We start from the raw sequence: 22,781 nt of genomic DNA, 5'->3' as shown, positions 1-22,781 counted from the left end.
AGCCGGACACCGGCGTGACAAGCGAGGGACCTGGATGAAGATCGGCATCGTCGCGCCGGCGTCGCGGCTGCAGCCGCAAACCGCCGAGCGCGTGACCGCGCTGGCCGCGTCCGCCTTCGGCCGGCGCGTCGAACTCGTCTTCCATCCGCAATGTTTCCTGGCCGAAGGGCACTTCGCCGGCGCCGACTCGGCGCGCGCCCGCGCCTTCCTCGAAGTCGCGAACGATGAAAACGTCTCGGCCGTCTGGTTCGCGCGCGGCGGCTATGGCTCGGGCCGCATCGCCGACGCGGTGCTGGCGGGACTGGGCCCCGCCGCCCGCGCCAAGACCTATCTCGGCTACAGCGATGGCGGCTTTTTGCTCGGCGGTCTTTACCGAGCCGGCTACCGCGTGGCGCATGGGCCCATCCCGCACGACATCCGCCGCGCCGGCGGCGAAGCGGCGGTCGCGCGCGCGCTCGCCTATCTGGCGGATGGCGACAGGAGCGGTCTCGAACCCAGCCTCGACGGCAAGGCGCCGGCGGTTGCGTTCAACCTCACCATCCTGGCGATGCTGATCGGCACGCCCTTGATGCCCGACCTCGCGGGTCACATTGTGATGTTGGAAGACGTATCGGAGCACCTCTACGCCATCGACCGGCTGATGTTCCACGTCACGTCGAACGCGGGCATGCGCCGCTGCGCCGGGATTAGGCTGGGCCGCGTCAGCGACATTCCCGACAACGACCCGCCCTTCGGCCAGACGCCGCAGGAGATCGCGCGCCACTGGTGCGCGGTGTCGGGCATTCCCTATCTGGGCGACGCCGACATCGGCCACGACGCGGCGAACAAGATCGTGCCGTTTGGGATTTGAGAACCAAGCGAAATTACGAACAATAAACCGTCATTGCCCGGCTTGTCCGGGCAACCCAATTTGGCGAGCACAAGAAAATTGGGTCGCCCGCATGAAGCGGGCGACGACGTTTTGGTTTTGGGCGATTCACGTCGCGATCACGACCTTCAGCGCCGCTGTCTCCGCCGCGCGGCCGAACGTGTCATAGGCGTCCAGGATGTCCGCGAACGCGAAGCGGTGCGTGATCAGCTTGGTCGCGTCGATCCGGCCCGCCTGCACCGTCTTCAGCAGCATCGGCGTCGACACCGTGTCGACCAGCCGCGTGGTGATGGAAATGTTCTGCGACCACAGCGTCTCCAGGTGCAGGTCCACCTTCTTGCCGTGCACGCCGATATTGGCGATGGTGCCGCCCGGCCCGACGATCTGGGCGCACAATTCGAACGTCGCCGGCACGCCGACCGCCTCGATGGCGACATCGACGCCGCGCCCGTCGGTCAGCTTCATCACCGCCGCCGTCGCTTCCTCCGCCGCCGCCTTGACCGTCTTGGTCGCGCCGAAACGCTTGGCGACCGCCAGCCGGTTCTCGTCGAGGTCGATCAGGATGATCTCAGCCGGCGAATAGAACTGCGCCGTCAGCAGCGTCGCGAGCCCGATCGGCCCGGCCCCGACGATGGCCACGGTATCGCCCGGCTTGACCTTGCCGTTCAAGACGCCGCATTCGAACCCGGTCGGCAGGATGTCGCTCAGCATGACGAGCGCCTCCTCGTCGGCGCCCGGCGGGATGCGGTAGAGGCTGGTATCGGCATGCGGCGTGCGGACATACTCCGCCTGCGTGCCGTCGATCGTGTTGCCCAGGATCCAGCCGCCCGTCGTGCAATGCGAATACATGCCGCGCCGGCAATACTCGCACTTGCCGCAGGCCGAGATGCAGGAGATCAGCACATGATCGCCCTTCTTGAACGCGGTGACCCCGGCGCCCACGCTCTCCACGATGCCCACGCCCTCATGGCCCAGGATGCGCCCCGGCGCGCAGGTCGCGACATCGCCCTTCAGGATGTGCAGATCGGTGCCGCAGATCGTGGTCCGGGTGACCTTCACGATGGCGTCGCTGGGATTTTCGATGCGCGGCATCGACCGCTCTTCCACGGCCTTCTGTCCGGGACCGTGATAGACGAGCGCTTTCATGGAAATTCTCCGTGTCGTATTTGCGACGTCAGTGGCTCATGAACACCGGCAGGGGCGCCTTGTGCAGCACCTCGCGCGTGAAGCCGCCGAAGACGAATTCGCGCGCGCGGCTGTGTCCATAGCCGCCCATCACCAGAACGCCGGCCTCCAGCTTCTGATCCGCCGCCTCGAGCAGGACCTCTGCGGCATTTCGGTCGTCGGCGCGGACATGGCCGGCCTGGGGCTTGAGCCCGTGCCGGCGCAGATGCGCCGCCAGCCGCTCGGCGGAGGCGAGCACCTCGTCCTCGTCGGCGCGGCCCTCGGCGATGCCGAGGACATGGATCTTGCTGGCCTTGACGAGCAGCGGCATCGCCGCCGCCACCGCGCGCGCCGAGGCGGCGCCCGGCTTCCACGCCACGACGACCGTGGTGAGCGGCTTGGAAGAGGGTGTGGACGGCGCCAGCAGCAGCGGCCGTCCGCTATCGACCAGCACGTCGGAAGTGCCGTCCATGGTCATGTCCTGCGGTGCGGCCGGCCGGCCGATCACGACCAGGTCATGATAGCGCGCCTCGTCGATGGTGGCGTCCAGGTTGTTGCCGTCCATCTCGCGGAACGAGGCCGAGGCGGTGGCGAGCCGGGGGCTGGCGCAGAACGCATCGAAGATGCGGCGCGAGCGCTCGGCGCAGGACTTGTCGCCGGCCACCATCGCCTCCCAGATCTGGGTGGTGTACATTGAGGTTTCCAGGTCCAGCGAGCCGGTATAGCGCGCCAGTTCGCGGGCGTCGGGATGGACATGGAGGAAGGTGACATGTCCGGGTCCGGCGACCTTGCAGGCCAGCTCCATCGCCTGCTCGTCGCACACCGAGGTCAGGCTCGGCACCAGGACGCTTGTGAACATGTCGCCACTCCGTTTCGAATGCTGGATCATCGCGCGTCGCGGCCCAAAGCGTCTTGATCGGTGTCAAGCACCTTGCTTGCGGCAGGGCAGGGCGATGGGAGCGACCGTCCGCCCGATCGAAACTATCTCAACAACAACCGTCATTGCCCGGCGCATGCAGAATGAAGGTGTCATGGCCCGCGACTGCGGGTGACTGTGTTGTCAGTCAAGCATTTTGGCGGGATGCCAGGGGGTATCGGCTTTGACGATGCTGTTTGCCAGAGCGATGAGCTTTCGCGCGACGGCGACGATGGCGACTTTTCTGGGCTTTCCGGCGTCGACGAGCCGCCGATAGAAGGCCTTGAAGGTGGGATTGCAGCGGATGGCGGAGACCGCCGCCATATAGGCTGCGGTTCGCACGCAAGAGCGGCCGCCGCCGATATGATCGCTCCGCAGGGATGTTCCGCTGCGCTGGGGATGGGGGGCAAGACCGGCCAGGCTGGCGGCCTGATGGCGGTTGAGGCTTCCCAGCTCGGGCAGGTCGGTGATGAGGACGGATGCCACGACGGGTCCGATCCCCGGAATCGTGCGCAGCAGCTCGTTCCTGTGACGGATGGCGTCGTCCTGCGCGATCGCCTGGGCGAGCGCGGCCTCGATGCGGCAGCGTTCGGCGTTGAGGCCGGCGATGACGGTTCGCAGGCTTTGAAGGACGAAGCGGTCGCGCGTCATCTTCAGCCGGGTCTTCTCCTGGACCAGGAGCTCGACCAGTTGGCGGCGCCGGGCCGACAGGCCGCGGATCGCTTCGGCCTTTTGGCTGGGAATGGGACGGATGTCATCCTCCGGCATGGCCAGAGCAAAGCGCGCGATGAGTTCGGCGTCGAGGGCATCGGTCTTGGCCCGCCGGCCCAGGAAGTTGCGATAGCCGCGCACCCGGCCGGGCTGGACGCGGGCGACCTGAAGGCCGGCGTCGCTCAACGCCCGGGCGGCCGGATACTCGAGCCCGCCGGTGGCCTCCAGCACGACCCGCTGCACGCCGCGACGCTGCAATTGCCGGCGCAGCGCCGCGATCCCGCGCCCGGCATTGTCGAAGGCCAACGAGATGCGCTGCGGCAATACAAAAACATCCAGCCGGGCTTTCGACACGTCGATCCCGGCAACACAAAGTGCTGTCATGAGATGGTCCTCGCCTGTATGCGGGCTCGCCGCCACGGCGACGGCCCTTCTGACTGTCCGGACAAACTCCTACGATGCCGCCGTGCGCAAACCCGCGTCTCGAACCGATCCGAAGGATCGTTCCGCCACCCAGCGCGCTACGGCAGCACCGGCAAGCTTAACAAGCCCGCAAGAACACACATACAGGCCACCCAGGTGAAATCTGCCGCGGTCGTGCAGGTTTCACCTGGGTCCGCCGTTCGTACGCTGTCACTACGAACTCGCGGCGGATGACACCGAGTGCCGCGAACTTCTGACTCTGGACACTAGCAACAGCGAAGGACGGACGATGACGACGGTTTCCCTCCGCGCCACGCGATTTCGAGGTTAGAGTTCCCCCATGTCCCCCTTCGAGCTCGTCGCCGCCCTGATGACCGTGGTCGCCCTGGCGGGCTGGCTGAACGCCAGGACCCTGCATTTGCCGCATGGCGTGGCGATGCTGCTCGCCGGCCTCGCCGCCGCCGCCGTCCTCTATGCCGCCCAGCTCCTGTTCCCCGATTTCGCCGGCCTGCGCGAGATCGCCGCCTATATCGACCGCATCGACTTCGCCTCCACCGTCACCGGCTACATGCTGGCCTTCCTGCTGTTCGCCGGCGCGATGCAGGTCGATCTCGGCGAGATGCGGCGGCGCTGGCTCTCCATCGGCGCGCTGGCGACGCTGGGAGTCGCGGCCTCCATCGTCATCGTCGGCTTCGGCCTGTGGGCGGTGGCGCATGCGCTCGGCCTTGGCCTGCCGCTCGCCTGGGCGCTGGTGTTCGGCGCCCTGATCAGCCCGACCGATCCCGTCGCCGTGCTGGCGACGGTGCGCCACACGAAATTGTCGAAGACCCTCACCGTGGTGCTCCAGGGCGAGGCGCTGTTCAACGACGGCGTCGGCATCGTCGCCTTCACCGCGCTGGTCGCGCTCGCGGCCGGCGGCGCCGGCACGAGCCCGCTCGCCGTCGTCGGCGACATCGTGGTCGAGGCCGCGGGCGGCCTGTTGTTCGGCATGGCGCTGAGCTATGGCGTCATCCGTCTGATGGGCCTGCTCGACGATTTCGCGGTCGAGGTCTCGCTGACCATCGCGCTGGCGATGGGCAGCTACGCCGCGGCGCAGGCGCTGCATCTGTCGGGCGCCATCGCGGTGGTCGGCGCCGGCATGCTGTTCGGCGGCGAGCGGGCGAAGAAGGCGATGGCGGGCGCGACCGAGCGCTACCTCACCGCCTTCTGGACCCTGGTCGACGAGATCCTGAACGCGCTGCTCTTCCTCCTGCTCGGCGTCGAGATGATCGCGGTGCGGTTCGCCGCGCACGAGACCGGCCTGATCGCCGCCGCGATCCCCATCGTGCTCATTGCGCGGTTTGCGGTCGTGCTGCCCTGGGGCCAATGGTTCCGCCTGCGCGATGCCGAGCGCGGCCCGACGCTGATCCTGGGCTGGGGCGGGTTGCATGGCGCGCTGTCGCTGGCGCTGGCCCTGTCGCTCCCCGCCGGCCCGGAACGGGCGCTCTTATTGTCCGTGACCTACGCCGTGGTGGCCTTCTCGATCACCGTGCAGGGCCTGACCTTCACCCCGCTGGTGCGGTGGATCGAGCGCAAAGCTTGAGGGAAATTTCACGGACGGCGCCGGTAAGCCAAAAACTCCGCGTTCGCCGCGTGAAACCCCATGCTGCACCTGCTCGGTTCGAATCTTGCGAATTTACCGTGAACGGATTGTTTCCCTTGTAGGGCGAAGTAATCGGGAGCAGCATTTATCCACAGTTCGCTGGAGGAGCACGCGAAATGCTGGTCAAGCACATCCTGGGCGACAAGGGCCGCGAGGTCGTCGCCATTTCCGCCGACGCCACGCTGTCGGAGGCCGCGCGCCTTCTGGCGCGCAAGCGCATCGGCGCCGTCGTCGTGCGCGACGCGAACGGGATGCTCGCCGGCATCCTGTCGGAGCGCGACGTGGTTCGCGCCGTCGCCGACGGCAGCGTCGCGGCGCTCGCCCGTCCGGTCAGCATGTACATGACGCGCGCGGTGGCGACCTGCACCGAGACCGACACGGTCCAGGACATCATGGAGATGATGACCATCGGCCGTTTCCGTCACGTGCCGGTGCTGGACAACGGCATGGTGGCGGGCATCGTCTCGATCGGCGACGTGGTGAAGACCAGGATCGAGGAAACTGTCCAGGAAGCCACCTCCCTGCGCGAATACATCACCGCGGCTTAAGACGTTGCCAATAAAAAATGGTGTCATCCGCCGCGAATGCGGCGGACCCAGGTGACATCTGGCGGATCGCGCGTCACTTGGGTGGCCCGCATTCGCGGGCCATGACAACTTTTTGCATTGCCCTCACGCCCTCTGCCGCGCATAACGCGATGGCGTGTCCCCCATCTGCTGGCGGAACGCCGCGATGAAGGCGCTGGTGCTGGCATAGCCCGCCGCCGCGCCCGCCTCGGTGACCGACGCGCCCTGCTCCAACAGCGCGATGGCGTGCAGCAGCCGCAACCGCTGGCGCCATTCCACGAAGCGCAGTCCGGTCTCCTCGCGGAAGACGCGCTGCAGCGTGCGCACGCTCGCGCCCACCTGTCGCGCCAGCGCCTCGATGCCGTCCTCGCGCGCCGGATCGTCCCGCAGCAGCCGCGCGACGGCGGCGGCGCGGCTGTCCTCAGGCATCGGCACGAACAGCGGCAGGCTCGGCGCCGCCGCGACGAGATCGAGGAACACCGCCGCCAGATGCCGGTGCGACGCCTCCTCGGCGCGCAGCATGCGCAGGCCCACGATGTGCACGATCATCTCGCGCAGCAGCGGCGCGATATCGATGGCGTGCACCGTGCGCGGCAGCGCCTCGGCCCGCGCGGCCGGCACATAGATCGTGCGCATCGCGACGGCGCCGCGCATCTCGATGGCGTGCGTCACGCCGGCCGGCGCCCACAACGCGCGGGTCGGCGGCACCAGCCACAGCGTGTTGCCGGCCGCGACCTGCATCGTGCCGCTGATGGCGTAGATGAGCTGGCCCCAGGGATGGGCGTGCGGCGCCAGGACATGGCCGCTCGAAAAGCTCTGCCCCAGGCTGCGCAGGGCGTAATCCGCCACTTGTCGCCTTCCCGATAAAAGTTGTCGTTCTAATGATATCGCGCCACGCGCCGCCGGGCAAAACTGCCCCCAAGGGAGACGCCATGGCCAACCACATCCGCTTCTTCGCCATCACCGCCGCCGATGTCGAGCGGGCGCGCAAATTCTACGAAGCCGTGTTCGGCTGGACTTTCGAGGATTGGGGCCCGCCCGGCTTCTACCTGATCCACGGCGCCGGCCTGCCCGGCGCGCTGCAGCAGCGCCACGAGCCCCTGGTTGGCACCCATCCGCGCTCCTTCGAGCTCACCGTCGGCGTCGCCGACATCGACGACATCGCGCGCAAAGTCGTGGCCGCCGGCGGCGTGATCGTCATGCAGAAATCGCACATCGAGACGGTGGGCACGCTGATCCACTTCACCGACACCGAAGCCAATCGCCTGGGCGCGATGCAATACGACGACGAAAGCTGAAGGAGACCCGCGATGGAAAATCCCGTCTATCCCGACACCCTGGGCGGCGCCGCATGAGCGTGCTGAACGATCCGAAGCTCGAAGCCTTGCTCGCGGCCTTGCACGAGGAAAGCGACGGCCAATCCGCCGCGATGCGCGCCTATTTCGCGCGCCGCGCCAAGGAGGGCACGCTGAGCTGGGACCGGTTCGACGCCGAGTCCGACCGCTTCTTCGCCGACAAGCTGGTGGCGCTGGAGAAGGAGAAGGGCGAATTCTGCTACGCGCTGTGCCGCGCCCTGCGCGCCCGCCGCGTGGTGGAGGCCGGCACGTCCCATGGCGTCTCGACGCTCTATCTGGCCGCCGCGGTGCGCGACAATGCCGGCCTCAAGCAGCGAAGCGATAGGCCATCGAATGACTCCGGCCTCAAGCAGCGAAGCGATAGGCCATCGAATGACTCCGGCCTCAAGCAGCAAAGCGATGGGCCATCGAACAGCTCCGGCGGCGTCGTCATCGCCACCGAATATGAACCGGCGAAGGCGAAAGCCGCGCGCGCCAATTTCGCCGCCGCCGGCCTTTCGGAATTCGTCGATCTGCGCGAAGGCGATCTGCGCGAGACGCTGAAGGACCTGGAAGGCCCGGTCGATTTCCTGCTCTGCGACATCTGGACCGAGATGGCGGCGCCGACGCTCGCCTTGGTCGCGCCGCACATGCGCCCCGGCGCCATCGCGGTCGCCGACAACACCGACACCTATCGCCGCCAATACGGCGACTACTTCGCGACACTCGCGGCGAACGGCTTCACCACGCTGACGCTGCCTTTCGATGGCGGATTGGAGATGAGCGTGAAGGGATGACAATTGTACGCGCGCGGAACCGACGGAACACCCGTCACCCGCTCGCGTTCCCTCCCCACGGGGGCAGGGAGACGAACCATGAAAATCCTTCTCGCCGGCGCCGTGCTGGCCCTCGCGATGTCCGCCGCCTCGGCGCAAACCATGCCGAACGCCAACCAGACGCCCGAGCAATCCAACCAGCAATCCAACCAGCAATCCAATCAAAGCACCGCGATGCCCAACGCCAACCGCACGCCGGAAGGCTCGAACGCGCTGCCCAATGCCAACGGCACGCTGGCGCCCGCGCCGACCACGCCAAGTCCCGCGCCGCAGCCGACATCCTGCGCGGGCGGCGCGCCGTGTCCCGCCTGTCCGGCGCCGCCCGTGCCGCCGCCGGCCGGCTCGCCGCAAACCATTCCCTCGCCGCAATGTCCGGTGCCCTGAGCGCTGTTCCCGGAACGCGCCGCTCCGTGTGGACGTTGTCACTTCAGTTGAACACCATCGAGGAACGCCCATGACCCGCCTGCTTGGAACCGTCGCCGTCGCCGCCCTGCTGCTTGCCGCCGCGCCCGCCGTCGCGCAGCAAAGCACCGACAACCCCAATGCGACGCCGCAGACGCGGACGCACGCCACCCGGCCCAACACCGATTCCACCGCGCCGACGCAGCCCGGACCGACCAATGCCGGCGGCCAAAGCATCTACGACACCAATCCGACGCCGCAGGAGCGGGCGCAGACCGACCAGCTCAACACCAACGCCGCCGCGGACGCGCGGACGCCGCCGGCGCCGCCCGCGGCCGACGCCGCGGACTATGCCGCCAAGAAGGCCGATTACGACCGCAAGATGCGCGCCTATGACGCCCAGCGCGCGACCTATGACCACGAGCGCAGCCGCTATCGCGCCGACCGCGCCGACTATGTCCATCGCTGGGACGCGTTCTACGGCTATCGCGGCTTCCGCAACGTCGATTACATGCGCGGCGACGAGCTGTTGGGCGTGCGCGTCAACGCGCGCGGCGGCGCCCGCATCGGCCGCGTCCGCGACGTCGATACCGACCGCGACGGCCGCATCGTCCGCGTCGCGGTGTCCTCGGGCGGCGGGGCCGTGGCCTGGATCGACGCCGAGGATATCCGGTTCGATCCGGCGAACCGTCTCGTTCTGACCGATCTCTCCCGTACCGAGGTCGACGGCTTGGCGCATGTGCCGCGCTTCTAGGCAGGCCGCGTTGCGCGAACGCCACAAAGATATCGGTTTGCACCGGTATCTTTGATGGCGCGCAACGACTAGCGGTCGAACACGTTCACCCTCCGTAGGTCCTCCTTCAGACAGAGCGCGTCATGGCCGTTTCCAAATTCGCCGTTGCCTGCATCGCCGCCGTTCTCGCGGGCGGCGCCACCGCCGGCCTCGCCAACAGCGACATCCATGCGGTCCCCACCCAGGTCGCCGAGGAAACTCCGGTCACGCCGGTGTCCGCGATCGCCGATCCGTCGCGGCTGCTCGCGGGCGTGGCGGTCCGCTTCGTTTCGGGACAATCCTTCGGCCGCGTCGTCGCGGTTTCGACCGACGCCGCCGGCCACGCCACGCGCATCCAGGTCGCGCTGGATGGCATGCCGGGGACGGAGCTTTGGATCGATCAGAGCGACCTGGTCTACAGCCGCGCCCGCGATTCCATCGTCGCTCACGACGTGCATGCCCCCGCGATGACGGTGGCGGCGCGTTGATCTGTTTCCTCTCCCGCTTCGCGGGAGAGGACGCAAAATCCTGCGCTTAGCGAAGCGCAGCTAAGTGCTTGGATTTTGCTGGTGAGGGGAAGGGCCGCGAGGCAGGCCCTCACCCGACGCCGCTTCGCGTCGTCGACCTCTCCCGCAAGCGGGAGAGGTTACTCACACTCCCACCACATCCTTCAGCGCCGCCGTCCAACCGACCCAGCGGTCATCCGGCCCGCGCATCCCATCCCACAGCATGTTGTTGCAGACATAGCCCACCGCCACGCCGCTCTGCGGATGGGCGAAGCCGATCCGCCCGCCGGCGCCGTCATGGCCGAACGAGCCCTCGCCCAGCATCGGCGCCGCCGACCGGGTCAACTGAAAGCCCAGGCCGTAGCGCAGCGGCGACGGGTTCGGCAGCTTCGCGAAGTCCCCCGGCACGGTCAGTCCCTCGGTCCGCGGCGCCATCGCGCGCGCCACCGTTCGCGGCTGCAGCAGCCGCACGCCATCGACTTCGCCGATCGTCGCCGCGTACATCCGCGCCAGCGATGCCGCGGTGCCGATCATGTTCGCCGCCGGGATCTGCGCCGCATGGCCCTCGCGCGAATTGATGATGGCGACCGCCTCCGCCGTGCCGATCAGCCCGTGCGTCATGGCCCGCGCCAGGGGGCTTTGCGCATCGATGCCGAAGCCGTTGAGCAGCATCGTCCACTGCTCCAGCGTCAGCCCCGGCCGGCGCGAGAAATACGGCGCCACGCGATCTTCCTCGGCCTCCGCCAGCCCGATCCACAGGTCCAGCCCGAGCGGGGCGGCGATCTCCTCCGCCAGGAAGCGTCCCGGCGTCTTGCCCGATACGCGCCGGATGACCTCGCCGACCAGATAGCCATAGGTCACCGCGTGATACATGAAGGCCGTGCCCGGCGGCCACAGCGGCGCCATTGCCGCCAGCGCCTCGGTGCATTTGTCCCAGTCGAGCAATTCGCGCGGCCCCACGCCGCTGTGCGCCCCGAAGCTCGACAGCCCGGCGCGATGGGTGAGCAGGTCCGCCACCGTCACGCCTTCCTTGCCGTTCCGACCGAACGCCGGCCAATACGTCGTCACCGGCGCATCGAGATCGAGCAGCCCGCGCTCGGCCAGCATATGCGCCGCCGTCGCCACCGCGCCCTTGCTCACCGACATCATGACGGCGAGGGTCTGGTCCGTATACGGACGGTCCTTGACCGTGTCGCGCCCGGTCCACAGATCGACGACCTTGCGGCCGCCGCGATAGACGCAGAGCTGCGCCCCGCCTTCGTCCGCCGTCTGCCCCTCCGCGAAGGCCTCGCGGACCTTCTCGAAGCCGGGCTCGACAGTCCCGCCAACGTCGCTCATGCGTGTCTCCCCTTTGTCCGAAGCGCTCCGCGCAGTTGAAGGGAAGACCGCACGCAAATCCAGATCGTCAGGGCAGGGGCTTCTGGGCGCCGTGGCGAATGCGCAGGATCACGACGCGCTCGGGCTCGACGCGGTAGCGGATCACGTAAGGCCAGACGATCACCAACTCGCGCCGGCCGCCGCCGATGGGCCGGCCGCGCTCGGAGAATTCCGCGAGGCTCTCCGCCGTCTCGAAGAGACGCGCCGCGAAGCGCATCGCCGCCGATGGATTGAATTGCCCGATATAGTCGCGAATGCCGCGCAGGTCGTCGACCGCGAGCGGCGACCAGATTATTCGCCGCACTTCGGCGGCGGCAATTCGTTCGGCTTGCCCCACGAAAGCAGCCAGCGGCGCACCGCGTCATGCGAAACGAACTTGCCCGCCGCGACCTGCGCCTCCGCCGCTTCGAGCGCCTTTTCTTCCGCCGCGTCGTCGGCAGGCTCGAAAACGGATGCGTCGGAAGCCGATTTGCTCATGTGCGGAACATAGCACAATCGCAGGTCTTTCGCACGCGCCCGCTCTCACGCCCTTGCCAGCACGATCCCGCGCGCGCCCTTGGGCAGCGGCAGGCTCTTGAACTTGGTGTGCGGCATCGCCTTGGCCACCGCCATCAGCACCGCGCGCCGGATCTGCGTTTCCATCGCGTCCGCGATCTCATCGGACAGCGCGACGCCGCCGAGATCGACGATCACCCGCGTGCCGCCTTCCGCCGCTTTCGCCGCCGATGCGCCGCAGGCCAGGCTCGCGCCCAGCGCCATCAGCGCGCGCCGATCCACGGATTCGCCGCTCTTCCCCGCCATTCCCTCGTCCCTCGCCGAAACCTGCGGCGAAAATATAGCACCCGTTCGCGCGCCGGCCTGCTCGGCAAATTCGACATAAAGTTACGTCAGGCCGCTCGACCCCTATATGATGTGGCGGCGCGCGCGACGCCGCCGCACGATTCCGCACCGCAAAACAACGCGATCCGCTCTATCCACAGGCTGGCAAAAAAATCGTTTCTTTTCGGCGTTTTACCGTTTGACAGGGCAAAGCCCCCCGCCTATACACCGCGCCCACGCCGAACGCAGGCGATGAGCTCTGCGGTCGGCGGACTTCTGCCGGAAGACATGATTTGTCGAAAGACAGTCAAATGCCGTTCGGCGGCGCTGTTTGACATTGTGATTTAAGGAAGGGGAACGTGGGCGGCGGCTCGGCCAGCCACGCTTCGAGATCTTGTATCTCGAGGCTAACTAATCGAGCTCTCGATGCTCGCGTTCTTCAGCAAGACAAAGTTGAATATGTTCGGTTGTCTCGGACCTGTGACGGGACCGAGGCGACCAAACCCTAGTCAATCAGTTTTGCGAATAACGCAACAATGAGTCAGCGAGAGTTCAGGATCATAACTTGAGAGTTTGATCCTGGCTCAGAACGAACGCTGGCGGCAGGCCTCAAACATGCAAGTCTAGGGGTGTAGCAATACACACCGGCGGACGGGTGCGTAACACGTGGGAATATACCTTTCGGTACGGAACAACTGCGGGAAACTGCAGCTAATACCGTATACGTCCTAACGGAGAAAGATTTATCGCCGAAGGATTAGCCCGCGTTCGATTAGCTAGTTGGTGGGGTAACGGCTCACCAAGGCGACGATCGATAGCTGTTCTGAGAGGAAGATCAGCCACACTGGGACTGAGACACGGCCCAGACTCCTACGGGAGGCAGCAGTTGGGAATCTTGGACAATGGGGGAAACCCTGATCCAGCCATGCCGCGTGAGTGATGAAGGCCTTCGGGTTGTAAAGCTCTTTTACCCGGGAAGATAATGACTGTACCGGGAGAATAAGCTCCGGCTAACTTCGTGCCAGCAGCCGCGGTAATACGAAGGGGGCTAGCGTTGTTCGGAATTACTGGGCGTAAAGCGTGCGCAGGCGGTTTCTCAAGTCAGTGGTGAAAGCCCGGAGCTCAACTCCGGAACTGCCATTGAAACTGTGAAGCTCGAGGACGAGAGAGGTGAGTGGAATTCCCAGTGTAGAGGTGAAATTCGTAGATATTGGGAAGAACACCGGTGGCGAAGGCGGCTCACTGGCTCGTTTCTGACGCTCATGCACGACAGCGTGGGGATCAAACAGGATTAGATACCCTGGTAGTCCACGCCGTAAACGATGATTGCTAGCCGTTGGGCAGCTTGCTGTTCAGTGGCGCAGCTAACGCATTAAGCAATCCGCCTGGGGAGTACGGCCGCAAGGTTGAAACTCAAAGGAATTGACGGGGGCCCGCACAAGCGGTGGAGCATGTGGTTTAATTCGACGCAACGCGCAGAACCTTACCAGGGTTTGACATCCCAAGACCGCCTCTTAACAGGGGTTTTCCCGCAAGGGACTTGGAGACAGGTGCTGCATGGCTGTCGTCAGCTCGTGTCGTGAGATGTTGGGTTAAGTCCCGCAACGAGCGCAACCCTCGCCTTTAGTTGCCATCATTAAGTTGGGCACTCTAGAGGGACCGCCGGCGACAAGCCGGAGGAAGGTGGGGATGACGTCAAGTCCTCATGGCCCTTACACCCTGGGCTACACACGTGCTACAATGGCGGTGACAGTGGGCAGCTACTTCGCGAGGAGCGGCTAATCCCAAAAAACCGTCCCAGTTCAGATTGTACTCTGCAACTCGAGTACATGAAGGTGGAATCGCTAGTAATCGCAGAACAGCAGGCTGCGGTGAATACGTTCCCGGGCCTTGTACACACCGCCCGTCACGGCATGGGAGTTGGTTCTACCCGAAGGCAGTGCGCTAACCGCAAGGAGGCAGCTGACCACGGTAGGATCAGCGACTGGGCCGAAGTCGTAACAAGGTAGCCGTAGGGGAACCTGCGGCTGGATCACCTCCTTTCTAAGGATCGAAGTCTTCGGATGAATGAGCCTCAGGCTCGACTCTCACGAGGAATCCCAGACATCGGTACTAAGACAACAATGGCGAATCTTGCCGCCGCCTTCGTTTCCCTTCCTTTCCGTCGAAATCCGCTGGGCCGATCCCATGCGGACTTCGCTGCAACCTCATCGGGCTCGTAGCTCAGGTGGTTAGAGCGCACGCCTGATAAGCGTGAGGTCGAACGTTCAACTCGTTCCGGGCCCACCACGCCCAGCTTCGCAGCCCGGCAAAACTAACGGGGCCATAGCTCAGTTGGGAGAGCGCGTGCTTTGCAAGCATGAGGTCGTCGGTTCGATCCCGTCTGGCTCCACCAGTTGTCGAACCTCGCAGCATCCGAACGACGGAAAAGACAATCAGCTTCGAACCTGGTTCGCGCGCGCTGCGCGCTGCCCAAGTTCGCGAGAAGCTCTTCTCTTCGGTTCATCCGAAAGAGAGAGCGTTGACATTGTGAAGGCGGGATTGAGCCGGTTTGCACAACCGGTAAGATCTTAATACGACACTTAAAACTGATCGCATGAAAACCATTTCCAGGTTGAACGCGGTGCATGGAGTCGTCCATGCGCTGGCTTTCTTTCTGGGCATGGAACGAATGCTGAGCGATCAAGCGTTAAAGCAAGGGCGTCTGGGGGATGCCTTGGCACACACAGGCGATGAAGGACGTAGCACGCTGCGATAAGCTGCGGTGAGGGGCGAGCACCCTTTGACCCGCAGATCTCCGAATCGGGAAACCGAATGCGCAAGCATTATCTGTCCCTGAATACATAGGGGAGAGAGGCAAACGCGGGGAACTGAAACATCTCAGTACCCGTAGGAAAGGACATCAATTGAGACTCCGTTAGTAGTGGCGAGCGAACGCGGACCAGGCCAGTACGTCTTCTCTAAAAACCGGAACGACTTGGAAAAGTCGGCCATAGCGGGTGATAGCCCCGTACGGGTAAAAAGGAGAAGGCGTCTCGAGTAAGGCGGGACACGTGAAATCCTGTCTGAAGATGGGGGGACCACCCTCCAAGCCTAAGTACTCGTGTGTGACCGATAGCGAACTAGTACCGTGAGGGAAAGGTGAAAAGCACCCCGGCGAGGGGAGTGAAAGAGACCTGAAACCGGACGCCTACAAACAGAAGGAGCAGGCTCACCAAAGGTGAGCGGTTCTCTTCAACCTTGCTTCAAACGCAGATGTCGAAAACACGAAAGCCCGCAAGGTGATCGTGCGATTTCCCATGTCTCGCGCAAGCGACAGCATGGGGGTCCGCATCTGAATGAAGTGAGGAATAAGCTGAAGAGGTGACGGTTCGCTTTTGGCGAGCCTGTGACTTCGTACCTTTTGTATAATGGGTCAGCGAGTTCGTCTGTCTAGCAAGCCTAAGCCGTCAGGTGGAGGCGCAGCGAAAGCGAGTCTGAATAGGGCGACTGAGTTAGACGGATGAGACCCGAAAGCAAGTGATCTAGCCATGACCAGGTGAAGGTGCGGTAACACGCACTGGAGGACCGAACCCACGCCTGTTGAAAAAGTCGGGGATGAGTTGTGGCTAGGGGTGAAAGGCCAATCAAACTTGCAGATAGCTGGTTCTCTGCGAAAGCTATTTAGGTAGCGCGTCACATATCACCACCGGGGGTAGAGCACTGGATGGGCTAGGGGGCTTCACCGCTTACCAAACCTAACCAAACTCCGAATACCGGTGAGTGCTGAGTGTGGCAGACACACGGCGGGTGCTAACGTCCGTCGTGAAGAGGGATGAAAACCCTGACCTACAGCTAAGGTCCCCAAGTCATGGCTAAGTGGTTAAGGATGTGAGGTTCCCAAAACAATCAGGATGTTGGCTTAGAAGCAGCCATCATTTAAAGAAAGCGTAACAGCTCACTGATCTAACACAAGGAACTTTGCGCCGAAAATGTATCGGGGCTAAAGCCATGCACCGAAGCTTAGGATTCACCGCAAGGTGAATGGTAGCAGAGTGTTCCGTATGCCTGCGAAGGGTGAGCGTGAGCGAGCCTGGAGGTATCGGAAGTAAGAATGCTGACATGAGTAGCGATAAAGAGGGTGAGAGACCCTCTCGCCGGAAGTCCAAGGGTTCCTGCGTCAAGTTAATCTGCGCAGGGTTAGCCGGACCCTAAGGCCAGGCCGAAAGGCGTAGCCGATGGGAACCACGTAAATATTCGTGGGCCTGTGGGAAGTGACGGATCTCGTATGTTGTTCTCCCTTACTGGATTGGGAGGGCCGCGAAGAGGTCCCAGGAAATAGCTCCCACGTTCAGTCCGTACCCCAAACCGACACAGGTGGACTGGCAGAGTATGCTAAGGCGCTTGAGAGAACTGTGTTGAAGGAACTAGGCAAATTGCCCTCGTAACTTCGGAAGAAGAGGGCCCGGTTGCCACGCAAGTGGTGGCCGGGGGCACATAGCAGGGGGGTGGCGACTGTTTACTAAAAACACAGGGCGCTGCGAAATCCAAAGATGACGTATAGCGTCTGACGCCTGCCCGGTGCCGGAAGGTTAAGAGGAGATGTGAAAGCGTTGAATCGAAGCCCCGGTAAACGGCGGCCGTAACTATAACGGTCCTAAGGTAGCGAAATTCCTTGTCGGGTAAGTTCCGACCTGCACGAAAGGCGTAACGACTTCCCCACTGTCTCCAACACAGGCTCAGCGAAATTGAATTCCCCGTGAAGATGCGGGGTTCCCGCGGTCAGACGGAAAGACCCCGTGCACCTTTACTGCAACTTTACGCTGGCATTAGGACTGCGATGTGTAGAATAGGTGGTAGGCTTTGAAGCTTGGGCGCCAGCCCGAGTGGAGCCGAAATGTGAAATACCACCCTTTGTGATCCTGATGTCTAACCGCGACCCCGAAACGGGGTCCGAGACCGCGTATGGTGGGCAGTTTGACTGGGGCGGTCGCCTCCCAAAGAGTAACGGAGGCGCGCGATGGTAGGCTCAGACCGGTCGGAAATCGGTTGTTGAGTGCAATGGCAAAAGCCTGCCTGACTGCAAGAGCGACGGCTCAAGCAGAGACGAAAGTCGGTCATAGTGATCCGGTGATCCCGTGTGGAAGGGTCATCGCTCAACGGATAAAAGGTACGCCGGGGATAACAGGCTGATCGCACCCAAGCGTCCATAGCGACGGTGCGGTTTGGCACCTCGATGTCGGCTCATCACATCCTGGGGCTGTAGCCGGTCCCAAGGGTATGGCTGTTCGCCATTTAAAGTGGTACGTGAGCTGGGTTTAGAACGTCGTGAGACAGTTCGGTCCCTATCTGCCGTGGGTGTTCGAAACTTGAGAAGACTTCTTCCTAGTACGAGAGGACCGGAAGGAACGTACCTCTGGTGGACCGGTTGTGGCGCCAGCCGCATTGCCGGGTAGCTATGTACGGACGAGATAAACGCTGAAAGCATCTAAGCGTGAAACTCACTTCAAAACTAGGTTTCGCTTGAGAGCCGGGGAAGACTACCCCGTCGATAGGCCAGGTGTGTAAGCGCGGCGACGCGTTGAGCTTACTGGTCCTAATCGCTCGATTGGCTTGATCGCAAGCAGCACCGTTCCATGTCTGGAAACAAAGCCAGGCATCACGCACTTCGAACAATTCGTTTTCATCGAGCGGATTTTCGAAGGTCGTGCCTCGCGCATAAGCGCGAAGCATGAAACACTGTCGACGACCCGACGACAGCTCAGCTAACTTCGTCTCGCGCGAGCGCGGCGAAGGTTAAGTGTCGTATTTCAATCCCAATTGCTGTTCTTTGCCGGACTGGTGGTCCTTGCGGGGGAATTCCACCCGATCCCATTCCGAACTCGGCCGTTAAAGCCCCCAGCGCCCATGGTACTGCGGCTCAAGCCGCGGGAGAGTAGGTCGCTGCCAGTCCTGCCAAGAACAGCTAAGGCGTACGCGAGAGCGTGAGCCCGAAAAATTGAGATCCGCCTTCACACATCCGAAAAGCCCCCGCGCGCAAGCGTGGGGGCTTTTTGTTTTCGGCACAACTGTCATCCCCGGCGAGCGCCGCGAAGCGGCGCGAGGGAAGGGGACCCAGGCGTCGAAGCGCGTCTGGTCTATCGGGTCAAGGATCACTTGCGGCGACCAGTTTCAGAGTCGCTTGCGCAGAGCGCGCATAACGAAGAACGTCGTCACCGAGTTCTGCCAAGACCGGTTTGATCTGAATGTCATTACGCCAGCCATCAGGCTTGAACCACCACGCGCAAACGTCACGCGAACGAGTCCACATCACGCCTGCAACGAAATCGGGATCGTCCCAAACGATCAGATGCGTGCCGTCGTCATGTCCTAACATGAGAATCTCCTACAGCGTTTTTGTGGAGTCCAGCGATCCGCAAATTGGACCACCCCGACATCCTCCAAAGCTAATCGATCGCGACGAGATTTCAAGGTACAAACTTTCAAATCCTCGACTCTTCTGATTGTGGTGGAGAGCCGCGCGTGGCGCGGCTAACATTGGAAATATCTTGCACGGAGGGACACATGGCCGCCCGCAACTATTCCGACTTCAAGACCCCGCTGCCCCATCCGGGCGAACATCTGCGCGAGGAGTATCTTCCCGGTTTCGGCCTGTCGCCCGGCGCCTTGGCGAAGGCGATGGGCCTGAAGGATCGCACCCGCATCGAACGGCTGGTTCGCGAGACCCAGCCGATGACGCCCGACACCGCGCTGCGCCTTGCCAAGGTTTTCGGCACGTCAGCGGACTTCTGGATGAACCTTCAGGCCCAGCACGACCTGTCGGCCGCCGCCATCGCGGCACGCGACGAGCTGAAAGGCATTCGCCCGCTGAAGCCCGCGGCGGCATAAGCGGCTCAGGACGCGGCGCCGCCGGTCCTGCCAAGAACAGCGTTTGAGAGCCGCCTTCTCAGATTCGAAAAGCCCCCGCGCATTGAGCGTGGGGGCTTTTTTTTGATCACCGAGCTTGAACCGAAGAAGTGTTCTGAAGGCGGATCAGATCTCTCTCGCTTCCTGTTCGGCCACAAAGGCTCCTGTTTGCCGGTCGAATTCAACGATCCGCATGACCGTTTTCGTCGGGAAGCATTCGGCGATGGAGCGTGGATCGGCATTTTTGTCCTTCGGGATTGCTGCAATTACATGAAAACGACCGCCGCAATGGTCCTCGGCCCAAGCCAAATTTTCCACCCACTCGCTGAATCCAGGCCGTTTCCTCTCGCCTAGTGTGAACCCTGGACGGGCGTAAATCAGTCGGTTGTCGCGCCGTGAGAATTGATCTTGCCAAAGCGTCGCTACGACGATCTTTCCATCATCGCTGCGGGCGGACCAACTCCAACGCGTGTTCCACGGTCGGACGCCGAAGCTCTCGAAGGCCGCCGTATGAGTCCATTTCTTTGTCACTGGCCCAATCCTCTCCAGCAGTTGTCGCGGCTTGAAAAGTCCGACACGGGATCGTTACTTCCTCACCGCCTGTTCCAGCGCCATGCGGATGAATCGCTGATACGGCACGCCGGCGCGTTTCGCGCGCAGCCGAACCGCGTCCAGCAATTGGCCCGGCAGCCGCAGATTGACCGACTTGTCCTTCGGCTTCAGCTCGAAGCGGACGAACTCGCCGCCCGCCAAATCGTATTGCGTCAGATCCGCCTGGTCGACGAACCGCTCCGCCGCCCGGTCGCTCTTGAGCGCCGGCAGTTTCTTAAGGGCGGCAGGCTTTCTCATAGTGCTCGACTTCCTTCCTGTGCATGTACCGTGCGCTGATCGGACGGATCAGCCTGCCGCCATCCCGCTCGCGCAATGTGAATACGACGAAGATCGCCCGGCCTTGCCCGGTGCGCCCGATGGCGCGAAAGCGCTTCTCCGTCTGCGAGTGCGCATCGTCCGGCAGGATCGTCAAACCCGCGGCAAACAGGGCTTCGATGGCGGCGGCCGAAACGCCATGCTTCCGGCACTTGGACCGGTTGCCGTCATCCCAGTCGAAGCCCGAAAATTCCATCCCCGCCCCGCAGTTCCTTTATATAGACAAATGCCTATACAAATGCAACACATCGCGGCGCCTCCGGCCGCCATCTTCAATTTGCCCCTGGAACAGCATGCGCGTCTTCGATTTCGATTCCGCCATCGTCCGTACGCCCGGGCGCAGCGTCGTGGATGGCATCCGCGCCGATGCGGCCGCCGTGCCCGACTACGACACGATCCTCAAAGAGCACGCCGCCTATGTCGCCGCGCTCTCCGCCGCCGGCGTCAGCGTCGATATCCTGCCGCCGCTCGAAGCCTTTCCCGATTCTGTTTTCGTCGAGGATCCGGCGCTGGTCTTCGGCGAGGGCGCGATCCTGCTGCGCCCTGGCGTCGCCGCGCGGCTGGGCGAGGCGGAGCACCTGCGCCAACCCCTGGCGCGCCACTTCGATCGCGTTCTGGAGCTCGAAGGCGACGAATATGCCGATGGCGGCGACGTGCTGGTCACGCCCGACGCCGTTCTCATCGGCCTGTCGAAGCGCACCACCCGAAAAGGCGCCGAGGCGCTGAAGCACAAGCTCGCCCAGCTCGGCCGCGACGCGCGCATCGTCGAGACGCCTGAGGGCGTGCTGCATTTCAAGACGGCATCCTCTCTCCTCAGCGAGGACACCGTGATGGTCACGCGCCGCCTGGCGGACACCGGCGCCTTCGCCGGCCTGAAAATCCTCGTCGTGCCCGACGGCGAGGAGGGCGCGGCCAATTTCCTGAGCGTCAACGACACCGTCTTCGTCGGTGACTGCTATCCGCGCACGCTCGATGCGCTGCGCGCCGCCGGCTTCGCCGCCAAAGCCCTGCCCATCGGCGAGGTCCGCAAGCTCGACGCCGGCTTGTCCTGCATGTCCCTGCGCTGGCATACCTTGTCCTGAACGGCAATCGAGCGAGCGCATGACCGAACACGACGCCGACGATCCCACCCCGCGCGACGCCGATCTCGATCTGCTGTCGGCCTATCTGCATGCGCCGGGCGTGACCGACGACGTCATGACCTTGTCGGAACTCGACGGCTTCCTGACGGCCGTCGCCATCGGGCCCGAGCCGATCGGCGAGGAGGAATGGATCCCGGTCATCTGGAACAACACCGAGCCGCGCTTCGAAAACAGCGCCCAGGCGGTCGCCGTCCGCCGCGCCATCTTCGCCCGCTATGACGACATCGTGCGCGAGGTCGAGGCCGGCGCCTACGCCCCGGTCTTCGATGTCGGCGACGACGACGAACCCTTGCCGCAAGGCTGGGCCGTCGGCTTCATGACCGGCGCCGCCCTGCGCCTCGAAGCCTGGTCGGCGCTGTTCCAGTCCGAAGAGGACGACACCATCGCCTATCCGATCCTCGCCTTGTGCGAGGACGAGAACGGTGAACCCCTGCTGGAGCTTTCCCGGAAGGACCGCGAATTCCTGCTCGCCCAGTCGCCCGACCTGATCGCGCAGGCGGTGATCGACATCGCCGACTACTGGCAGCAGAAGAACAAGCCGCCGCCGGCCGGCGCCATCGCCGTCCGCACCGCGCCGAAGATCGGCCGCAACGATCCCTGCCCCTGCGGGTCGGGCCGCAAATACAAGAAGTGCTGCGGCCAGCCGGCTGACGCCGCCCGGCCGCGTTTTCACCTTGGGCGCGATTTGCGTAAAACTGCTTAACGTCCCGGCACGGAACAATCCGGATCGTTCGGGCCCTGGGCGGCGTTTCCACCTTGCTATGACAACATTGCCGCCAACCGACTCCATCCGCCACGTTCTCGTCGTCGAGGACGAGCCGCTCATCCGCTGGTGCGCCGCCGAGATGATCGAGGAGGCCGGCTACGCCATCGTCGAGGCGGAAAACGCCGACGCCGCGCTGCGCATCCTGGAGGCGCGCGACGACATCGACTGCATCTTCACCGATGTCGACATGCCCGGCTCGATGAACGGCCTGGCGCTGGCGCGCACCGCGCACGACCGCTGGCCGCCCATCAAGATCATCGTGACCTCGGGCAAGCGCATGCTCTCGAGGGACCAGCTGCCGCAAGGCGGCCGGTTCCTCGCCAAGCCCTACCGCGCCAGCGATATCCTGGGCGCGCTCGCCAAGTTCGCGCCCTGGGGCGCCTTGGCGGCCTGACGCGCCCCGCCGCGTTCAGCCCTCGTATTTGAACGACAGCGACACCCGCGCGCGATAGGTCGCGACCTTGCCGTTCTCCACCGTCATGTCGAGCTTGTGCACTTCGGCCACGCGCAGGTCGCGCAGCGTCTTGGCGGCGGTCTCCACCGCGCGCTTGGCCGCGTCCTCCCACGATGTCGGGCTGGTGCCGATGATCTCGGTGACGCGATACACACCGCTGCTGGATGCCGTCTTGGCCATGGCGTTTCCTCCTGGGTGCGGGGGCGTTGCTCGCCGTCCGTCGGCGCCATCCTAGTCCCGCCGGACCCGCCCTGGTTGTTTATTTGCCGCC

General features: G+C 64.0%; 25 protein-coding genes, 2 tRNA genes and 3 rRNA genes. 17 read left to right on the top strand and 13 right to left on the bottom strand.

What is annotated here, in order from left to right:
- Positions 1-34 precede the first annotated feature (34 nt).
- Positions 35-850 carry an LD-carboxypeptidase gene (locus WDM86_17585; GenBank protein ID MEI9991834.1) on the top strand — a complete coding sequence of 272 codons (816 nt, stop codon included), beginning with the start codon at positions 35-37 and terminating at the stop codon, positions 848-850.
- Positions 851-976: 126 nt separating this feature from the next.
- Here WDM86_17585 and WDM86_17580 read toward each other — a convergent pair whose 3' ends face one another.
- The 3 genes from WDM86_17580 to WDM86_17570 all read right to left on the bottom strand — a co-directional run bounded on the left by WDM86_17580 (position 977) and on the right by WDM86_17570 (position 4,043).
- The gene (locus tag WDM86_17580) at positions 977-2,014 is read right to left on the bottom strand and encodes a zinc-dependent alcohol dehydrogenase family protein (GenBank protein ID MEI9991833.1); all 1,038 of its coding nucleotides are present in this window, start codon (positions 2,012-2,014) and stop codon (positions 977-979) included.
- 28 nt (positions 2,015-2,042) lie between these two features.
- Positions 2,043-2,891, bottom strand: coding sequence for a universal stress protein (locus WDM86_17575; protein MEI9991832.1), 849 nt, complete (start codon positions 2,889-2,891; stop codon positions 2,043-2,045).
- Between the two features lie 201 nt (positions 2,892-3,092).
- Entirely contained in the window at positions 3,093-4,043 is a 951-nt protein-coding gene (locus WDM86_17570; GenBank protein ID MEI9991831.1) for an IS110 family transposase, read from the bottom strand.
- Between the two features lie 379 nt (positions 4,044-4,422).
- Here WDM86_17570 and WDM86_17565 point away from each other — a divergent pair, with 379 nt between their 5' ends.
- Complete coding sequence (locus tag WDM86_17565) at positions 4,423-5,664, top strand: sodium:proton antiporter (protein MEI9991830.1); 1,242 nt, start codon at positions 4,423-4,425, stop codon at positions 5,662-5,664.
- Between the two features lie 176 nt (positions 5,665-5,840).
- Positions 5,841-6,272, top strand: a complete 432-nt coding sequence (locus WDM86_17560) for a CBS domain-containing protein (protein ID MEI9991829.1) — start codon at positions 5,841-5,843, stop codon at positions 6,270-6,272.
- A gap of 123 nt (positions 6,273-6,395) precedes the next feature.
- On the opposite strand, the gene WDM86_17555 is transcribed toward WDM86_17560, so the two are convergent.
- A complete protein-coding gene (locus tag WDM86_17555; protein MEI9991828.1) occupies positions 6,396-7,139 on the bottom strand; it encodes a helix-turn-helix transcriptional regulator in 744 nt (247 codons plus the stop codon).
- Positions 7,140-7,222: 83 nt separating this feature from the next.
- Here WDM86_17555 and WDM86_17550 point away from each other — a divergent pair, with 83 nt between their 5' ends.
- The 5 genes from WDM86_17550 (at position 7,223) to WDM86_17530 (ending at position 10,122) form a co-directional block, all read left to right on the top strand.
- Positions 7,223-7,588, top strand: coding sequence for a VOC family protein (locus WDM86_17550; protein MEI9991827.1), 366 nt, complete (start codon positions 7,223-7,225; stop codon positions 7,586-7,588).
- Positions 7,589-7,641: 53 nt separating this feature from the next.
- The gene (locus WDM86_17545) at positions 7,642-8,421 is read left to right on the top strand and encodes a class I SAM-dependent methyltransferase (protein ID MEI9991826.1); all 780 of its coding nucleotides are present in this window, start codon (positions 7,642-7,644) and stop codon (positions 8,419-8,421) included.
- 78 nt (positions 8,422-8,499) lie between these two features.
- The gene (locus WDM86_17540; GenBank protein MEI9991825.1) at positions 8,500-8,844 is read left to right on the top strand and encodes a hypothetical protein; all 345 of its coding nucleotides are present in this window, start codon (positions 8,500-8,502) and stop codon (positions 8,842-8,844) included.
- Between the two features lie 70 nt (positions 8,845-8,914).
- Entirely contained in the window at positions 8,915-9,616 is a 702-nt protein-coding gene (locus tag WDM86_17535; protein ID MEI9991824.1) for a PRC-barrel domain-containing protein, read from the top strand.
- A 122-nt stretch (positions 9,617-9,738) separates the two neighbouring features.
- Positions 9,739-10,122: a hypothetical protein gene (locus tag WDM86_17530; GenBank protein ID MEI9991823.1), complete on the top strand. Its 384-nt coding sequence runs from the start codon at positions 9,739-9,741 to the stop codon at positions 10,120-10,122.
- Positions 10,123-10,284: 162 nt separating this feature from the next.
- Here the strand turns inward: WDM86_17530 and WDM86_17525 are convergent, their stop codons facing one another.
- The 4 genes from WDM86_17525 to WDM86_17510 all read right to left on the bottom strand — a co-directional run bounded on the left by WDM86_17525 (position 10,285) and on the right by WDM86_17510 (position 12,318).
- On the bottom strand, positions 10,285-11,478 hold the full coding sequence (locus WDM86_17525; protein MEI9991822.1) for a serine hydrolase domain-containing protein: 1,194 nt from the start codon (positions 11,476-11,478) through the stop codon (positions 10,285-10,287).
- Positions 11,479-11,545: 67 nt separating this feature from the next.
- Positions 11,546-11,821 carry a type II toxin-antitoxin system RelE/ParE family toxin gene (locus WDM86_17520; protein MEI9991821.1) on the bottom strand — a complete coding sequence of 92 codons (276 nt, stop codon included), beginning with the start codon at positions 11,819-11,821 and terminating at the stop codon, positions 11,546-11,548.
- Complete coding sequence (locus WDM86_17515; protein MEI9991820.1) at positions 11,809-11,994, bottom strand: CopG family transcriptional regulator; 186 nt, start codon at positions 11,992-11,994, stop codon at positions 11,809-11,811. The genes WDM86_17520 and WDM86_17515 overlap by 13 nt, the downstream gene beginning before the upstream one ends.
- A gap of 45 nt (positions 11,995-12,039) precedes the next feature.
- Positions 12,040-12,318, bottom strand: coding sequence for a hypothetical protein (locus WDM86_17510; protein ID MEI9991819.1), 279 nt, complete (start codon positions 12,316-12,318; stop codon positions 12,040-12,042).
- A gap of 579 nt (positions 12,319-12,897) precedes the next feature.
- Here WDM86_17510 and WDM86_17505 point away from each other — a divergent pair.
- The 5 genes from WDM86_17505 to rrf all read left to right on the top strand — a co-directional run bounded on the left by WDM86_17505 (position 12,898) and on the right by rrf (position 18,267).
- Positions 12,898-14,379, top strand: a 16S ribosomal RNA gene (locus WDM86_17505).
- A gap of 169 nt (positions 14,380-14,548) precedes the next feature.
- Positions 14,549-14,625, top strand: a tRNA-Ile gene (locus WDM86_17500).
- 30 nt (positions 14,626-14,655) lie between these two features.
- Positions 14,656-14,731: transfer RNA gene (locus WDM86_17495), tRNA-Ala, on the top strand.
- Positions 14,732-15,016: 285 nt separating this feature from the next.
- Positions 15,017-17,936 (top strand): 23S ribosomal RNA (locus WDM86_17490).
- A gap of 216 nt (positions 17,937-18,152) precedes the next feature.
- A 5S ribosomal RNA gene (gene rrf / locus WDM86_17485) occupies positions 18,153-18,267 on the top strand.
- The 16S, 23S and 5S rRNA genes sit together here with 2 tRNA genes alongside, the layout of an rRNA operon.
- A 193-nt stretch (positions 18,268-18,460) precedes the next feature.
- Here the strand turns inward: rrf and WDM86_17480 are convergent.
- Positions 18,461-18,691, bottom strand: a complete 231-nt coding sequence (locus WDM86_17480; protein MEI9991818.1) for a hypothetical protein — start codon at positions 18,689-18,691, stop codon at positions 18,461-18,463.
- 188 nt (positions 18,692-18,879) lie between these two features.
- On the opposite strand from WDM86_17480, the gene WDM86_17475 reads away from it, so the two are divergent.
- Positions 18,880-19,203 (top strand): HigA family addiction module antitoxin, encoded by a 324-nt coding sequence (locus tag WDM86_17475; GenBank protein ID MEI9991817.1) that lies wholly within the window; start codon positions 18,880-18,882, stop codon positions 19,201-19,203.
- 144 nt (positions 19,204-19,347) lie between these two features.
- On the opposite strand, the gene WDM86_17470 is transcribed toward WDM86_17475, so the two are convergent.
- From WDM86_17470 to WDM86_17460, 3 genes are read right to left on the bottom strand one after another with little or no spacing between them, the layout of a single operon-like run.
- A complete protein-coding gene (locus tag WDM86_17470) occupies positions 19,348-19,752 on the bottom strand; it encodes a hypothetical protein (protein ID MEI9991816.1) in 405 nt (134 codons plus the stop codon).
- A 54-nt stretch (positions 19,753-19,806) separates the two neighbouring features.
- Positions 19,807-20,070, bottom strand: coding sequence for a BrnA antitoxin family protein (locus tag WDM86_17465; protein ID MEI9991815.1), 264 nt, complete (start codon positions 20,068-20,070; stop codon positions 19,807-19,809).
- Positions 20,048-20,344, bottom strand: coding sequence for a BrnT family toxin (locus WDM86_17460; GenBank protein MEI9991814.1), 297 nt, complete (start codon positions 20,342-20,344; stop codon positions 20,048-20,050). Before WDM86_17460 ends, WDM86_17465 begins: the two co-directional genes overlap by 23 nt.
- A gap of 97 nt (positions 20,345-20,441) precedes the next feature.
- Between WDM86_17460 and WDM86_17455 the strand changes: the two genes are divergently transcribed.
- The 3 genes from WDM86_17455 (at position 20,442) to WDM86_17445 (ending at position 22,450) form a co-directional block, all read left to right on the top strand.
- Positions 20,442-21,230 (top strand): arginine deiminase family protein, encoded by a 789-nt coding sequence (locus tag WDM86_17455; GenBank protein ID MEI9991813.1) that lies wholly within the window; start codon positions 20,442-20,444, stop codon positions 21,228-21,230.
- A 19-nt stretch (positions 21,231-21,249) separates the two neighbouring features.
- Complete coding sequence (locus WDM86_17450; GenBank protein ID MEI9991812.1) at positions 21,250-21,993, top strand: UPF0149 family protein; 744 nt, start codon at positions 21,250-21,252, stop codon at positions 21,991-21,993.
- A gap of 67 nt (positions 21,994-22,060) precedes the next feature.
- Positions 22,061-22,450, top strand: coding sequence for a response regulator (locus tag WDM86_17445; protein MEI9991811.1), 390 nt, complete (start codon positions 22,061-22,063; stop codon positions 22,448-22,450).
- A 15-nt stretch (positions 22,451-22,465) separates the two neighbouring features.
- On the opposite strand, the gene WDM86_17440 is transcribed toward WDM86_17445, so the two are convergent.
- On the bottom strand, positions 22,466-22,690 hold the full coding sequence (locus WDM86_17440) for a dodecin family protein (GenBank protein MEI9991810.1): 225 nt from the start codon (positions 22,688-22,690) through the stop codon (positions 22,466-22,468).
- Between the last annotated feature and the right edge of the window lie 91 nt (positions 22,691-22,781).

The organism is Rhizomicrobium sp. (assembly GCA_037200045.1).
In the GTDB taxonomy this organism is placed as follows: domain Bacteria; phylum Pseudomonadota; class Alphaproteobacteria; order Micropepsales; family Micropepsaceae; genus Rhizomicrobium.
This window is presented reverse-complemented; position numbering and strand designations above follow the sequence as displayed.